Origin of the sequence: Microbispora sp. H10670 (genome assembly GCF_014161385.1) — a bacterium.
Classification (GTDB): Bacteria; Actinomycetota; Actinomycetes; order Streptosporangiales; family Streptosporangiaceae; genus Microbispora; species Microbispora triticiradicis.
The window spans coordinates 90785-105668 of the sequence record NZ_JABBWW010000004.1 but is presented as its reverse complement, the minus strand read 5'-3'; the positions used below and the strand labels follow the sequence as shown (position 1 = coordinate 105668).

Here is a 14884-nt window from a genome sequence, read left to right as displayed (position 1 = left end):
CGGAATCACGCCGCTTCGCGGGCGCCGATGTCACCTATCCTCACATATCGTGAGTGTTCGGACGCACTCCGTACAGGCGAGGATCGCGCGTCCCTGGGTGCCCGCGGCGGCGGGCCGGGCCGCGCTGCTGATCGGGGCCCTGGACATCGTCAACGGCGTCGTCCCGCGGTTCCGTACGAGCAGGATCAGCGAGATCGCCGGAATTCTGCCAGGTAGTGTCACGACACTGGCTGAAACGGCCTCTCTCCTGGTCGGAATCCTGCTGATCATGCTGGCCCACGCCCTCAGGCGGCGCAAGGCGAGGGCCTGGCGGGCGGTGGTGGTGCTGCTGCCCTTGGGCGCCGTCCTGGAGGCGCTGCGCTGGCGGCACCCCCTCGCCGCGTCGGTCTCGCTGCTGCTGTTCGGGGTGCTGCTGCTGAGCAGGGCGGAGTTCTACGCCCTGCCCGACCCACGCTCCCGCTGGCGCGCCCTGGGCAACCTGATCGTGCTCGGCGCGTTCGACGTCGTGATCGGATGGGCCCTGGTCGCCGCGCACGCCCGTGACGTCGCGGGCGGGCTCGGCCCGGGCGACCGGCTGCGGCAGGTCGTCCTCGGCCTCGCGGGCGTGGACGGTCCCGTCGGCTACGCCTCGGCGCACGCCGGCGCCCTGGTGTCGTCCTCGCTCGCCGGGCTCGGCGCCCTCACCGCCGTCACGACCATCCACCTCGCGCTGCGGCCGGAGCGCCCGGCCGCCGCGCTCACCCCCGGCGACGAGCGGCGCCTCAGAGCCATGCTCGACCAGTGGGGCGGCCAGGACTCGCTCGGCTACTTCGCGCTCCGCAGGGACAAGAGTGTGATCTTCTCGCCCAGCGGCAAGGCGGCCGTGACGTACCGCGTCGTGGCCGGGGTGATGCTGGCGAGCGGCGACCCGCTCGGCGACGCCGAGGCCTGGCCGGGGGCCATCCGCCGCTTCCTGGAGGAGGCCCGGCGGCACGCCTGGATCCCGGCCGTGATCGGCTGTGGCGAGAGCGGGGGCGAGGCGTGGATCCGGGAAGGCGGTCTCGGCGCGCTGGAACTCGGCGACGAGGCGGTCGTCGAGGTGGCCGGATTCACCCTGGAGGGCCGGGCCATGCGCAACGTGCGGCAGATGGTCCACCGGGTGGAGCGTCTCGGCTACACCTGTCACGTACGGCGGGCCGGTGACCTGACCGAGGCCGAGCGGGACCGTATCCACGCCGCGACGGTCTCCTGGCGCGGCACCACGGCCGAGCGCGGCTTCTCTATGGCGCTGGGCCGGTTCGGCGATCCCGCCGACGCCGGTTGCGTGGTGGTGACGGCCCACGGCCCGGCGCAGGCGTCACCTCCCGCCGCCGGGGCCGGGCCCAGGGGCGGGGAGGAGACGGGGGACGTCCGGGCCGTGCTGCACTTCGTCCCGTGGGGACGCGACGGGCTGTCGCTCGACCTCATGCGCCGTGACCTGCGGGCCGATCCGGGCCTGAACGAGTTCCTGATCGTGCGGGCGCTGGAGGCGGCGCCGGAGCTCGGGGTGACCAGGGTGTCCCTCAACTTCGCGGTGTTCCGGGCCGCGCTGGCGCGGGGGGAGCGGCTGGGCGCGGGGCCGGTGTCACGGGCCTGGCGCGGTGTCCTCGTCTTCCTGTCCCGCTGGTTCCAGATCGACTCGCTGTACCGGTTCAACGCCAAGTTCCGGCCGGTGTGGGAGCCGCGGTTCCTGGTCTTCCCCGCGTCGCGCGACCTGCCGCGCATCGGCGTCGCGGCGCTCAGGGCCGAGGCGTTCCTGACCCCGCCACGGGTTCGCCGGGGGGTCAGCCCATGCTCTTGGCGCCGTCGAGTGACTCGCGGATGATGTCGGCGTGGCCCGCGTGCTGGGCGGTCTCGGTCATGATGTGCATCAGCACCCGGCGGGCCGACCACGACGCGCCGGGCTCGTGCCACGGGGCCTTCGGCAGCGGCTGGGCGGCGTCCAGGTCGGGCAGGGCGGCGACCAACTCGTCGGTCCGGCGGGCGACCTCGGCGTAGTCGGCCAGCACACCGGCCAGCGTCTCGCCGGGCAGCAGCCGGAACTCGTCGGCCCTCCGTGCCCAGTCGGCCTCGGTCATGGCGGTGAAGTCACCCATGGCCGACGGGCCCTCCAGGATGAAGCGCGCCCAGGTCCGTTCGACCGAGGTGACGTGCTTGATCAGCCCGCCCAGGCACAGTTCGCTGGCGGTGGTCCGCCGCCCGGCCTGCTCGTCGGTGAGGTCACGGGTGGTGAAGCGCAGGAAGTGCCGCTGCTTGGCCAGCATCGCCAGCAGGTCCGCGCGCTCGCCGGTGAGGTCGCGGGTGGTCGGCTCGCCGACGGTCGTGGTCTCGCTCATGGTTCTCCGCCTTCGCTGTCCTGTATGGCCGGTCAGAACCCACGCTAGGCGGCACACCGGTCACTTTCTGACCTGAATCGCGGAAGAATCATGGCATGGCGAATACCAGCGAGCGGACGCTGCGGCTGCTGTCGCTGCTGCAGACCCATCGGTACTGGCCGGGCGCCGAACTGGCCGAACGGCTGGGGGTCTCGGTCCGCACGCTGCGCCGGGACGTCGACCGGCTGCGGGAACTGGGCTATCCGGTCGAGGCGCAGCGCGGCGTGGACGGCGGCTATCAGCTCGCCGCCGGCGCGGCACTGCCGCCTCTGGTGATCGACGACGACGAGGCGGTGGCTCTGGCCCTGGGACTGCAGGCCGCCGCGCAGGGCGCGGTGGAGGGCATCGCCGAGTCCTCCGTGCGGGCGCTGGCCAAGGTGGTGCAGGTGATGCCGGCCCGGCTGCGACGCCGGATCGACGCGCTGCGCGCGATGACCGTGCCGGCCGGCTGGGACGGCCCGGCCAGGGCGGGCGTCGACCCGGGCGTGCTCACCACGGTCGCGCTGGCGTGCCGGGACGACGAACAGCTCCGCTTCTCCTACACCGCCTCCGACGGCAGGCACACCGAGCGGCACGTCGAACCCCATCGGCTGGTCTGTCTCGGCCGCCGCTGGTACCTGGTCGCCTACGACCTCGTCCGGCACGACTGGCGCAGCTTCCGGCTCGACCGGCTCGCCGCGCCCCACCACACCGGTTCCCGGTTCCGGCCCCGGGAACTGCCCGCCGCCGACGCCGCCGAGTTCGTGCGGGCCGGCCGGGACAACCTGCCCCGGCCGTACCGGGTGGAGGTCCTGGTCGATGCCCCGGCCGTGACCGTGCGTGAACGGATCGGCAGGTGGAGCATGATCGAGGAGATCGACGACGAGCACTGCCGGATGCGGATGACGGCGGACTCCCTGGACTGGCCGACCTTGGCGCTGGGCGTGGTCGGCGCCGATTTCCGCGTCATCCATCCGCCCGAACTGATCGACCGAATCCATGAGTGGGGGGCCCGGTTCAACCGGTGCGAGAAAACTCTTCCCTCGTCTTAGCCCATTCGCTCATAAATCACTTTTTGTCGCCATCGGGTGGCGGCGCCGACCGGTTGGGAACGCTCCACCGGCCGCGAGGGATGGACGGCTTCCACTTCCACGCGGCCGGTGTGTCACCGGTTCAGGAGGCCCGGCGGCCTACGGGGGCGCGTTGCGGCTCCTGCTCGGCCGGGCCGCTCGCGCGCTGCGGCGGCACGACCGGCGTGGGCCGCACGAGGCCGAGGGCGACGACCTCGTTGGCCAGCCTGGTCCGCCGGTTGGTGCCCTCCGGGATGCGGAACTTCTGGTAGAGCCGCAGCAGATGCTGCTTGACCGCCGCCTCGGTGACCACCAGGTCGTCGGCGATCTCCCGGGCCGTGGCCGGCGCCACGAACGCCTCGTCCGACAGGGCGGGGCGGCACAGCGAGGTGAGCACGTCGACCTCGCGGCGGGTCAGTTCCGGCGCGGCGGCGCGGCGCAGTTCGACCTCGGGCGCGAGGTCCTCACGCGGGATCCCGCCGACCCGGGCCCGGGCGGCGCCGAAGGAGACGACGTCGCCGTCGTCCAGCACCCTCCGGGCGATCGGCCTGCCGTTCACCCGTGTGCCGTTGCGGGACAGGCCCAGGTCCACGACGTACAGGTAGGGCCCGCGACGCACGAATTCGGCGTGCAGCCGTGACACGCTCGGATCCGCCAGCCGGATGTCCGCGCCCCGGCCGCGACCGATCGTGGTGACGTCGGGGCGCAGCGGTACCACCTCGCCGCTGTCCTCGATCCGTATGAACGGCCCCTCCACGGCAGTTCCTCCCCAGGTAGCCCGCCGTTACTTTCTCTATAGATGCGGCTTACCCACCCGTGGCGAGGGGGAATCGCCTTTGCCATAAGCAGAATCTCCCTTGAAATCGATCTGGGCCTTTGAGGGGCTTCTTCCCTGCTCACGGGTAGACTTCGGGCGGAGATAAGCGGAGGAAATACTATGAAGCAGACTTCCTCGGACGGGGGGGACTTGGGGGGTGGAACCCCCCGAGAGGTTGCAGACAAGCCCACCAAAGGACTCGCCGACGTCGTCGCCGCGTCCACAGCGCTGAGCGACATCGACGGCAAGGCGGGCCGGCTCTTCTACCGTGGCTACGACATCCACGACCTGGCCGGCCGCACCACCTTCGAGGAGACCGCCCACCTGCTCCAGCGTGGGTCGCTGCCGTCCCGCGCCCAGCTCGCCGACTACGGCGCGGAACTGGCGCGGGGCCGCACCCTGGGCTCGCTCGTCGAGCGCGACATCCCCGAGATCGCCGAGAGGCAGGCGCCCATGGAGGCGCTGCGGACGCTGGTCTCCCTGGCCGGCGCGGACGATCCGGACAAGGATTCCAACGCCCCCGAGGCCAACCTGCGCAAGGCCGCGCGGCTGACGGCCCAGCAGCCGATCCTGGTCGCCCGCTACCACGCGGCGCGGACCGGGGCGACGCTGCCCGAGATCGATCCCGAGCTGAGCATCGCCGGGAACTTCCTGCTCCAGATCACCGGCCGGCGCCCCGAGCGGCGCGCCGCCGAGATCTTCGACACCTGTCTCGTGCTGCACGCCGACCACACCATGAACGCCTCGACGTTCGCCGCCCGGGTGTGCGCCGCCACGCTGTCCGACATGCACTCGGCCATCGTCGCCGCCATCGGCACGCTCAAGGGGCCCCTGCACGGAGGCGCGAACGAGCAGGTCATGCGTACGCTGGAAGGGCTGGACCCGCGCGGCGTCGCCCAGGCTGTACGGGACAGACTGGCGGCGGGCGAGAAGATCATGGGATTCGGGCACCGCGTCTACAAGACGGAGGACCCCCGGGCGACGCACCTGCGGCGGATGTCGGAGGAGCTGGCCGAGGCCTCCGGCGACGACACCTACTACCGGATGTCCCGGGAGATGGAGGAGGTCGTCCTCGCGGAGAAGCACCTGTACCCGAACGTGGACTTCTACGCGGCCACCGTCTACCACTACCTGGGCATCCCGACGGATCTGTTCACTCCCGTGTTCTCGGTCAGCCGGATGTCGGGGTGGACCGCCCACGTGATCGAGCAGCACGCCGACAACCGGCTGATCCGGCCCGACAGCGAGTACATCGGTGAGCGCGACCAGAAATGGGCGCCCATCGGTGAGCGCTGACATGGAGGACCGCGGTGGCAGGCATGGGAGAGACGTGAGAACGGGCGAGAGCACGGCCTGGGGGTCGTACCTGGTGGTGGCGGCCGGCGTGGCCGCCGGGCTGGGCGCGATCGGGCTGGGGGCGCCGGTGTCGACCGGCGGAGTGGTGATGGGAGGCGCCTTCCTCGCCGGGTCCGTCACCCGGCTGGCGACGTCGGACCGGCGGGCGGGTGCGCTCGCGGTCCGCGGCAGGCGGACCGACGCGATCACGCTGGCGGCGTTCGGCGTGGCGCTCGTGGCCGGCTCGCTGCTCATGCTGCTGCGCCTGCACGACTCGTAGGAACGCGACCTCGTCGCGGGCTTACCACACCCGTCCGATAGCCTCAACGGCCAGTGAGCCTCAAAAAGGACGTGCTGGCCAGTCAGACCAGAAGGGGAACCCCACGCATGCCCAAGATCAAGGTAGCGGGCCCTGTCGTCGAGCTCGACGGCGACGAGATGACCCGGATCATCTGGCAGTTCATCAAGGACCAGCTGATCCTTCCCTACCTCGACGTCGACCTGAAGTACTACGACCTCGGCATTGAGCACCGCGACGCCACCGACGACCAGGTCACGATCGACGCCGCCAACGCCATCAAGCAGTACGGCGTGGGCGTCAAGTGCGCGACGATCACGCCGGACGAGGCGCGGGTCGAGGAGTTCGGCCTGAAGAAGATGTGGAGGTCCCCGAACGGGACGATCCGCAACATCCTCGGCGGTGTCATCTTCCGTGAGCCGATCATCATGTCGAACGTCCCCCGGCTGGTGCCCGGCTGGACCAAGCCGATCGTCGTCGGCCGTCACGCCTTCGGCGACCAGTACCGCGCGACCGACCTCAAGGTGCCGGGCGAGGGCACCTTGACGTTGACCTTCACCCCGAAGGACGGCGGCGAGCCGATCGAGCTCAACGTCTTCGACTTCCCCGGCTCCGGCGTCGCCCTGGCGATGTACAACCTGGACGAGTCGATCCGCGACTTCGCCCGTGCCTCGATGCGGTACGGCCTCAACCGCGGTTACCCGGTCTACCTGTCGACCAAGAACACGATCCTCAAGGCGTACGACGGCCGGTTCAAGGACATCTTCGCCGAGGTGTACGAGAGCGAGTTCAAGGCCGACTTCGAAGCCGCCGGGATCACCTACGAGCACCGGCTGATCGACGACATGGTGGCCGCCTCCCTCAAGTGGGAGGGCGGGTACGTCTGGGCCTGCAAGAACTACGACGGCGACGTCCAGTCGGACACCGTGGCCCAGGGCTTCGGCTCGCTCGGCCTGATGACCAGCGTGCTGATGACCCCCGACGGCCGCACCGTCGAGGCCGAGGCCGCGCACGGCACGGTGACCCGGCACTACCGCCAGCACCAGCAGGGCAAGCCGACGTCCACGAACCCGATCGCCTCGATCTTCGCCTGGACCCGCGGCCTGCAGCACCGCGGCAAGCTCGACAACCAGCCCGAGGTGATCGACTTCGCCGAGAAGCTGGAGCAGGTCTGCGTCGAGACCGTCGAGGGCGGCCAGATGACCAAGGACCTCGCGCTCCTGGTCGGCGGCGACGCCGAGTGGCTGACCACGCAGGACTTCCTCGCGGCTCTCGACGAGAACCTCAAGAAGAAGATGTCCGCCTAGCCCGAGGAGCCTGGTACGGAGAATCGGCCTCTGCCCGCGGTGCCACCGTCGGGGCGGAGGCCGATTCGCGTCCATGGGCCGTCCGTGGGCCGTCACGCCCTTCTCCGGGAGACGTCCTCCCGCCGCGCCGGACAACCGCGAGTACGCCGGCAATCGGATCCGGATCGCCCGGCAATCCGACGCCGACGGCTTCCGGCGACCCTGGTCGAGGGCCGGACCACCACAGGCGAAGACTCTCGACGAAGGAATCGCGATGGCAGAGACGACGCACGCCTCACACAATCCCGCCGAAGAAGCGGTGCCCACGACGAAGGTCAAGGAGTGGGCCAGCAAGGCCCGCATCGAGCTCGGCCAGTGGCTCAGGACGGCGACGATCGGCAGCGACGTCAAGGCGGCCGCCGAGGAGGTGTGGAAGAGGCTCGGCGCGCTGGAGAGCGCCCTCGTGAGCCAGACGAAACCCGAGGCGGAGGCGCGTGCGGCCTTCGTCACGTGGGTCTACGAGAACGACTGGAACGGCGGCTTCACGTGGTACCTGGAGGAGAAGGCCAGGGTGGTCGCCGAGGCGAACAGGCTCGAGGCCGAGCAGGCCATCCAGCGTTTCATCGCCAAGGCCCGTACGGAGGCCCAGAGGGCGACCAGGACGCAGGGCGGGCTGGGCACGGTGGTCGCCGGTCTGGCCGACCTCGGCACGCAGCAGACCTTCACCGGAACGAGCGGCGCGTACCCCTACCTCGCCCAGACGGAGAAGCATCCGGTCATGGAGGAGATCCTCGCCAAGGTCGGCCAGGGCGAGGAGTGGACGGTGGACAACTGCGCCGAGGTCGACGCGATGAACAAGTACCTCTACAAGATCAAGGCGCGGGTCCTGAGCGACGTCCAGGGCAAGAACCTGTACTTCCACGCTGAGACGTGGAACTGGGACAAGAAGGTGTGGCAGCCCCGCAAGGCCTGCGGCAACTGCGACAAGTGGCTGAAAACCATCGGAGCGCGCCGCGTCTGACCCGGCCGCCGCTCGCCCGCCGCCCGGCAGGAGGGGGAGCCGCCCGGAGACATTCCGGGCGGCCCTTTTCCGTCACTTGGGGATGGGGACCGCTCGCCGCATTGTCACGACTTCCTGACGTCACGGCGTGGTATCGGGAACCGGAAGCGCCGCGCGGGGGCCGTAAAGTTCTGCTGGCCGGTACTTTGCCGAATCGTGGGGAACGGGGATGCCGCAGATCGCGCCGCTCCAACCGGGGGACCCGACCCGGCTCGGTCCCTTCGTGCTGTCCGGCCGTCTCGGCGAGGGCGGCCAGGGCGTGGTCTACCTCGGCGAGGACCAGGCGGGCGAGCAGGCCGCGGTGAAGCTGCTGCACGTGAAGTTCAGCGGCGACGCGGTCGCCAGGTCCCGCTTCGCCCGGGAGTTGCGGGCCGCCCAGCGGGTGGCGAGTTTCTGCACCGCGCGGGTCATGGCGGCCGACCTGGAGGGCGACACGCCGTACATCGCGAGCGAGTTCATCGACGGGCGGTCGCTGCGCGAGACGCTCGAGGAGCGGGGGACGGTGACGGGCTCGGCGCTGGAGCGCCTGGCCGTCGGCACGGCCACCGCGCTCACCGCCATCCACCAGGCGGGGATCGTCCACCGCGACTTCAAGCCCGACAACGTGCTGCTCGCCGTCGACGGGCCCCGGGTGGTCGACTTCGGCATCGCCCGCATCCTCGACTCGACCGCGACGATCACCAGCCGGGCGATCGGCACGCCCGCCTACATGGCTCCCGAGCAGATCTCCGGCGGCAAGGTCGGGCCCCCCGCCGACGTCTTCTCGTGGGCCTCGACGATCGCGTACGCCGCGACCGGCACGGTCGTCTTCGGCGGTGACTCGATCGCGGCCGTGCTCAACCGCATCCTGAACCACGACATCGACACCTCGGCGCTGCCCGAGCCGCTCGCCGGAGTGGTGCGGGCGTGCCTGCGCAAGTCGCCGGACGAGCGCCCGACCGCCGACCAGATCCTGCTGCGCCTGCTCGGCCGTACGGCGTCGGGCGACGCGTCCACGACGGTGCTCTCCGAGGGCGCCGCGCACGCGGCCGATCCCGCGGCCAGGCCCTTCGCCGGACGCGCGGCCCCTCATCCCGGCGGGCAGCACGGCGGCTCGTACGGCGGGCAGCACGGCGGCTCGTACGGCGGGCAGCACGGCAGCTCGTACGGCGGGCAGCACGGCGGGTCCGGCGGCGACGCCCGAAGCGGCCCGCACCGGTTCACGGGAGCGGCCGGCAGCGGCCCGCGCGACTCCGCCGCCGGAGCCCGGTACGGCCCTCCCAGCGGTGCCCACAACGCGGCCCACAACCCGGCCCGTAACGTGGCTCACGACGCGGCCTGGAGCGACCGCTACGAGGACGCCACGGGCCCCGTGGTGAGCGTGGGAACCTGGGACACCGAGGCGGCCCGTGCGTTCCTGTCGCCCGCGGTCAGCACCGACGTACGCGCGGGCGGGGACGCGGGTGCCGCCGCCCCCGCGCCCAGGCCCGCGAAGACCGGACCGCACGGATCAGGGCCGTATGGATCAGAGCCGCGCGGATCAGGGCCGCAGGGTTCGGAACCGCACGGGTCGGGTCCGCACGGATTAGAGCCACACGGATCAGGGCCGCACGGCGGGGGGCGGGTGGAGGCGCACGATCCCGGGCCGGCCCCGTCCCGGCGGTCCCGGCGCAGGAACCTCCTGATCGCCGCGTGCGCGGCCGTGCTCGCCGTCCTGGCCGGTGGGGGCGTGCTCGTCGCGAACGGGATGGGCCTCCTCCCGGGCGTCGGCGGCGAGACCGGCGAGGCGGGAACCTCGTCGTCGAGCGGCCCCCGGCCCGGCCACACGTTCACGTCCGTGCTCGACAAGGTGGCGCGCACCGGGCGGCTCACCATCGGCGTACGCGGAGACCTGCCGGGCGTCGCCCTGCAGCAGGGGACGGGACCCAGCGGGTTCGAGGTCGACCTCGCCACGTACATCGCCAGGCGTCTCAAGGTCCCCGCGAGCGGGATCACCTTCCACCGGATCGGCGTCGGCGAACGGGTGCGGGCCCTGGCCGACGGCGTGGTGGACATGGTCGTCGCGACGTACTCCTACGACGACAACCGCGACGACGCCGTCACCTTCGCGGGCCCGTACTACACGGCCCACGCCGACCTGCTGGTGCTCGCCGGATCGCGGGTCAGGAGGCTCGACGACCTCGCCGGCCGCCGGATGTGCGCGCCCGCCGGGAGCGCGACGGCCCGCCTCGTCGCGGGCAGGGTGGACGTCGAGCAGGTCCCGGCCGGCAACTACGCGGAGTGCATGAACCTGCTGACCAGCGGAAAGGTCGACGCCGTCCCCGGAGACGACCTGATCATCGCGGGCTTCGCGAACAGGGAGACGGGCCTGAAGCTGTCGGTGCTCGGCGTGCGGCTGAGGGACCAGCGGTACGCCGTCGGACTGCCCAGGAAGGACCTGCGCACCTGCGCGGCCGTCGAGGGCGCGATCCAGGACCTGTACGACGACGGCACGATGCGGAGCCTGCTGCGCAAACACTTCGGCAACGTCGACTTCGACTCCGAACGGAAGGCCCCGGCCCCGCTCTCCTGCCGCTGAGTCCCGCCCGCGCGTCGGCCGTCAGGACTGCGCGCTTCAGGACCGGGCCTGGACCTCGGCGATGGCGTCGTCCGCCCACTGGAGCACCATGCGGGTCTGCCGGATCCCGAGGTCCAGGGCGAGATTGCCGAACTTGACCCGCGCCGTCCCCTCCGGGATGGGCGCCGAGTGCTTGGCCGTCCAGAGCGCTTCCAGCTGCGCCAGCTTCCGCTCCGAGTGGGCCCGCAACCGCTCCAGCACGGCCACCGCCTCCGGCGCTTCGAGCAGCGGGACGAGGAACGCCTGCAGCGCGACCTCGCTGCGCGCCGGGCCCGTGGGATCGTGGCCGAGCAGCCATTCGCGCAGCTCGGCGCGGCCCTCCGCGGTGATCGTGTAGATCTTGCGGCCCCGGGCGCCCTCCGCCTCGACCGTCACCAGCCCGTCCGACGCCATCTTGGCGAGCTCCGGATAGATCTGGCTGTGGCCGGCCTGCCAGACGTGGGCCACGGACTTCTCGAACGATTTGGCCAGGTCGTAGCCGCTCGCCGAGCCGTACGCGGTCAGCAGGCCGAGGAGAGCGATGCGCAGGGACATGCCCCCACTATACCTCCGTATTGACATGTAAGCACTGACATGTCACCTTCGACACATGCGATCCAAGAACGGACTCCTCCTCTTCGCCGTGCTGGGCGGCATGTTCCTCGCGATGCTCGACCAGACGATCGTCGGCACCGCGCTGCCCAGGATCGTCGGCGAGCTCGGCGGCACCGGCCTCTACACCTGGGTGGTCACCGCCTATCTGCTGACCTCGACCATCACGGTCCCGCTGTACGGCCGGCTGTCCGACGCGTACGGCCGCAAGCCGCTCCTGCTGGTCGGGGTGGCGCTGTTCCTGCTCGGCTCGATCCTGTCCGGCGCCGCGCAGAGCATGGCGCAGCTCATCGCCTTCCGCGGCCTGCAGGGCCTGGGCGCGGGCGCGCTGCTGCCGCTGTCGCTCGCGCTGGTGGTCGACCTGTTCCCGCCGGAGCGCGGCGGGCGCGTGCAGGGCGCCCTCGGCGGGGTCATGGCGCTGAGCTACCTCGCCGGGCCGTTCCTCGGCGGCCTGTTCACCGACCACGCGAGCTGGCGCTGGGCCTTCTACGTGAACGTGCCGATCGGCGCCGTCCTGGTGGCGATCATCGTGTGGCGGCTGCCGCACCGGCCGGGGCACGGCGGGGCGCGGCCCGACTACCTCGGCATCGCCGTCTTCAGCGCCGCGATCAGCGCGCTGCTCGTCGGGCTGACCGAGAAGGGCGTCGACGGCCACACCTGGACGAGCGGGCCGGTGATCGGGCCGATCGCCGCGTCGCTCGCGCTGCTCGTGGTCTTCGTCGCGGTCGAGCGCCGGGCGGAGCAGCCCATCGTGCCGCTCCATCTCTTCGCGAACCGCACCTACTCGCTGGTCAACGTCGCCTCGTTCTTCACCGCGTTCTGCATGTACGCGGGAGTGGTCTTCCTGCCGCGCTACTTCCAGGAGTCACGCGGCCTCAGCGCCACCTCCTCCGGGCTGCACATCTACCCGCTGATGCTGGCGATGGTGGCCGGCAGCGCGGTGACCGGCGCGCTCATCTCCCGCACCGGCCGCTACAAGCCCTGGCTCGTCGCCGCGACGGTTCTCCTGGTGGCGGGCACGACGTTGTGCGCGAACCTCGCCGTCGGCACCTCGGAACCGCTGCTCGTCGTCTGGATGGCGCTGATCGGTCTCGGGATGGGGCCCATGCTCTCGGGCCTGACGGTGGCGATCCAGAGGTCCGTGCCGTCCCGGTACGTCGGCACGGCCAGCGCGAACCTGACGTTCTTCCGGCAGATCGGTGGCTCGGTCGCACTGGCCGTCGCGGGCACGGCGTACGCGTCGGTGGTGACCCGGGAGGCGCCGGCGCACGGCCTGCCCGCCGCGCACGCCGCCGCGACCGCGACGGTGATCCCCTGGCTCGGGGTCGCGGGCGCGGTGGTGGCCCTCCTCGCGCTCGCGCTGCTGCCCAACCGCGACCTGCGGCTCGACCGGTCCGCGGCACCGCGGGAGGACCTGGTCACGGCGTGAGATCACCCCGCCCCGGCGGGGCCGCGCGCGGCGTGTCGGGCGGTCGCGGGGACCGCCCGGACGATTGAATTGATCTCACGCTTTCGGGGGAGCAGCATGGGTCGCAGGGTCGTCACGGGTTTGGTCTGTGTCTTCGTCGCCGGAACGCCGCACCCGGCGCTCGCCGCGCCGGGGGCGGCGCCGGCGCAGGGCCGGTGGGGGACCGCCGATCTCATGGTCGGGATCACCGCGTCGCCGAAGGTGGCGCAACCCGGGCAGCCGCTGACCTACCACGTCAGCGTGCACAACCAGGGCCCGGGAGACGCGGTGCTGCCGACGCTGCGGGTCTGGCTGCCCCGCGACTTCCAGATCCTGAACGTCGGCGTGGCCGAGTGCGGGCCCGGCTCCGCCCGCAACGAGGTGGTCTGCCGCTCCTCCGACGACGTCCTGCCCGGCGGCTCGGGGGACATGACGATCACGGGCATGATCCGGCCGGGCGCGCACGGACCCCTCCGCGCGCGGGCCGACCTGACCTCCGAGGTGCTGGACGACGACGAGACCGACAACACGGCCGAGACGGTGACCAGGGTCGACGAGGGCGCCGACCTGGCCATGCGGTTCAGCTCCTCCACCCGGTACACCCGTCCCGGGCACTGGTTCGCCGTGCGGGCGGAGGTGCGCAACCGGGGGCCCCGGGTCGTCCGGGACGCCTACGTGTTCTTCCAGCCGCAGGAGGCCCGGCTCCTGTCGGCGACCGGGGCGCGCTGCCACCGGAACCGCCAGTTCGTCGGCTGCTCGCTGCCGCCGATCAGGTCGGGGTCGCGGGGACTGCTCAAGCTGGTCTTCCGGGTGCCGTCCCGGGCCTCGCACGCCGTGGCGACGATGGCCACCGTCTACTCGCGCCGGTTCGGCGACCGCCGCCCGGCCAACAACCAGGCCAGCATGCGCGTCGCCCTGCGCCGCGCCTGACCGGCCGTCCGAGCCGTCACCGCCCGCCGATCACGCGGGCCGCCGGCTCGGGCGGCTCAGACCGGCTTGGCGCAGGCGGCCCAGGCGTCGGCGACCATGTCGCGCAGGGAGCCGTGCGCCTGCTTCCAGCCGAGCTCGCGCTGGATCTTCTCCGGCGACGCGACCAGGACGGCCGGGTCACCGGGGCGGCGCGGGGCGGTGGTCACCGGGATGGGGTGCCCGGTCACCTCCCGGCACACTTCGACGACCTCCTTCACCGAGAAGCCGCTGCCGCTGCCCAGGTTGTAGATCCGGTGCTCCCCGGGCGCGCAGGCGTCCAGGGCGAGCAGGTGGGCCACCGCGAGATCCGTGACGTGGACGTAGTCGCGGACGCAGGTGCCGTCCGGGGTGGGGTAGTCGGTGCCGAACACGCTCACCGACTCCCGCTCGCCGAGCGCCACCTTCAGGATGTTGGGGATCAGATGGGTCTCGACCGCGTGCCGCTCGCGATACTCGCCGTACGCTCCGGCCACGTTGAAGTAGCGCAGGCTGACCGCGCCCAGGCCGTACAGGCCGGCGAAGGCGGTCAGCGCGGTGTCCACGGCGAGCTTGGACGCGCCGTAGGGGTTGCCGGGCCGGGTCGGGTCGGTCTCCACGATGGGCGTGCGCTCCGGCTCGCCGTACGTCGCGGCGGTGGAGGAGAAGACGATCCGGTCCACCCCCGTGCGCCGCATCGCGTCGAGCAGCGCCAGCGTGCCGCCGAGGTTGTTCGACCAGTACAGGCCGGGATGCTCCACCGACTCGCCCACCAGCGACTTGGCGGCGAAGTGGAGCACGGCGTCGAACCCCTCGGAGAGCACCCCCGCGGCCTCGGTGATCGACGCCTGCACGAACGAGGCGCCGGGCGGCACCGCGTCGGCGTGCCCGGTCGACAGGTCGTCGAGCACCGTGACCTCGTGCCCGCGCTCCAGGAGTTGCGCCGCCACGACGCTGCCGATGTACCCCGCTCCACCAGTAACCAGCAGCTTCACTGTGTACTCCTGTTCAAAAGTGTTTGATTATGTAGGCCCGGGACCTAGCTTACGCGCTTCCCCTGAGGAGCG

General features: G+C 71.7%; 13 protein-coding genes. 9 read left to right on the top strand and 4 right to left on the bottom strand.

Translation table 11 applies throughout. The features are described 5' to 3' along the window. Window positions 1-49: 49 nt before the first annotated feature. Entirely contained in the window at window positions 50-1843 is a 1794-nt protein-coding gene (locus HHX33_RS07830; protein ID WP_220501610.1) for a phosphatidylglycerol lysyltransferase domain-containing protein, read from the top strand. Here the strand turns inward: HHX33_RS07830 and HHX33_RS07825 are convergent. Then, entirely contained in the window at window positions 1803-2354 is a 552-nt protein-coding gene (locus HHX33_RS07825; protein WP_182874019.1) for a DinB family protein, read from the bottom strand. The genes HHX33_RS07830 and HHX33_RS07825 overlap by 41 nt on opposite strands. A 95-nt stretch (window positions 2355-2449) precedes the next feature. Here HHX33_RS07825 and HHX33_RS07820 point away from each other — a divergent pair, with 95 nt between their 5' ends. Beyond that, window positions 2450-3424 (top strand): helix-turn-helix transcriptional regulator, encoded by a 975-nt coding sequence (locus HHX33_RS07820; protein ID WP_182874018.1) that lies wholly within the window; start codon window positions 2450-2452, stop codon window positions 3422-3424. 121 nt (window positions 3425-3545) lie between these two features. On the opposite strand, the gene HHX33_RS07815 is transcribed toward HHX33_RS07820, so the two are convergent. Beyond that, the gene (locus tag HHX33_RS07815; RefSeq protein WP_111698390.1) at window positions 3546-4199 is read right to left on the bottom strand and encodes an FHA domain-containing protein; all 654 of its coding nucleotides are present in this window, start codon (window positions 4197-4199) and stop codon (window positions 3546-3548) included. A gap of 180 nt (window positions 4200-4379) precedes the next feature. On the opposite strand from HHX33_RS07815, the gene HHX33_RS07810 reads away from it, so the two are divergent. The 5 genes from HHX33_RS07810 (at window position 4380) to HHX33_RS07790 (ending at window position 10795) form a co-directional block, all read left to right on the top strand. After that, window positions 4380-5555 (top strand): citrate/2-methylcitrate synthase, encoded by a 1176-nt coding sequence (locus tag HHX33_RS07810; RefSeq protein WP_182874017.1) that lies wholly within the window; start codon window positions 4380-4382, stop codon window positions 5553-5555. Between the two features lie 34 nt (window positions 5556-5589). Beyond that, a complete protein-coding gene (locus tag HHX33_RS07805; protein ID WP_182874016.1) occupies window positions 5590-5874 on the top strand; it encodes a DUF3017 domain-containing protein in 285 nt (94 codons plus the stop codon). A 107-nt stretch (window positions 5875-5981) separates the two neighbouring features. Further along, a complete protein-coding gene (locus HHX33_RS07800) occupies window positions 5982-7199 on the top strand; it encodes an NADP-dependent isocitrate dehydrogenase (protein ID WP_150930663.1) in 1218 nt (405 codons plus the stop codon). A 253-nt stretch (window positions 7200-7452) separates the two neighbouring features. Continuing rightward, window positions 7453-8199, top strand: coding sequence for a YwqJ-related putative deaminase (locus tag HHX33_RS07795; RefSeq protein ID WP_182874015.1), 747 nt, complete (start codon window positions 7453-7455; stop codon window positions 8197-8199). 208 nt (window positions 8200-8407) lie between these two features. Next, window positions 8408-10795: a serine/threonine-protein kinase gene (locus HHX33_RS07790; protein WP_182874014.1), complete on the top strand. Its 2388-nt coding sequence runs from the start codon at window positions 8408-8410 to the stop codon at window positions 10793-10795. Between the two features lie 36 nt (window positions 10796-10831). Here HHX33_RS07790 and HHX33_RS07785 read toward each other — a convergent pair whose 3' ends face one another. Beyond that, window positions 10832-11368, bottom strand: coding sequence for a PadR family transcriptional regulator (locus HHX33_RS07785; RefSeq protein WP_182874013.1), 537 nt, complete (start codon window positions 11366-11368; stop codon window positions 10832-10834). A gap of 55 nt (window positions 11369-11423) precedes the next feature. Here HHX33_RS07785 and HHX33_RS07780 point away from each other — a divergent pair, with 55 nt between their 5' ends. Together HHX33_RS07780 and HHX33_RS07775 are read left to right on the top strand one after the other, a co-directional pair. After that, window positions 11424-12854: an MDR family MFS transporter gene (locus HHX33_RS07780; protein ID WP_111698376.1), complete on the top strand. Its 1431-nt coding sequence runs from the start codon at window positions 11424-11426 to the stop codon at window positions 12852-12854. 96 nt (window positions 12855-12950) lie between these two features. Then, entirely contained in the window at window positions 12951-13802 is an 852-nt protein-coding gene (locus tag HHX33_RS07775) for a CARDB domain-containing protein (protein WP_182874012.1), read from the top strand. A 56-nt stretch (window positions 13803-13858) separates the two neighbouring features. Here the strand turns inward: HHX33_RS07775 and galE are convergent, their stop codons facing one another. Then, complete coding sequence (gene galE / locus HHX33_RS07770; protein ID WP_182874011.1) at window positions 13859-14812, bottom strand: UDP-glucose 4-epimerase GalE; 954 nt, start codon at window positions 14810-14812, stop codon at window positions 13859-13861. Window positions 14813-14884 lie beyond the last annotated feature (72 nt).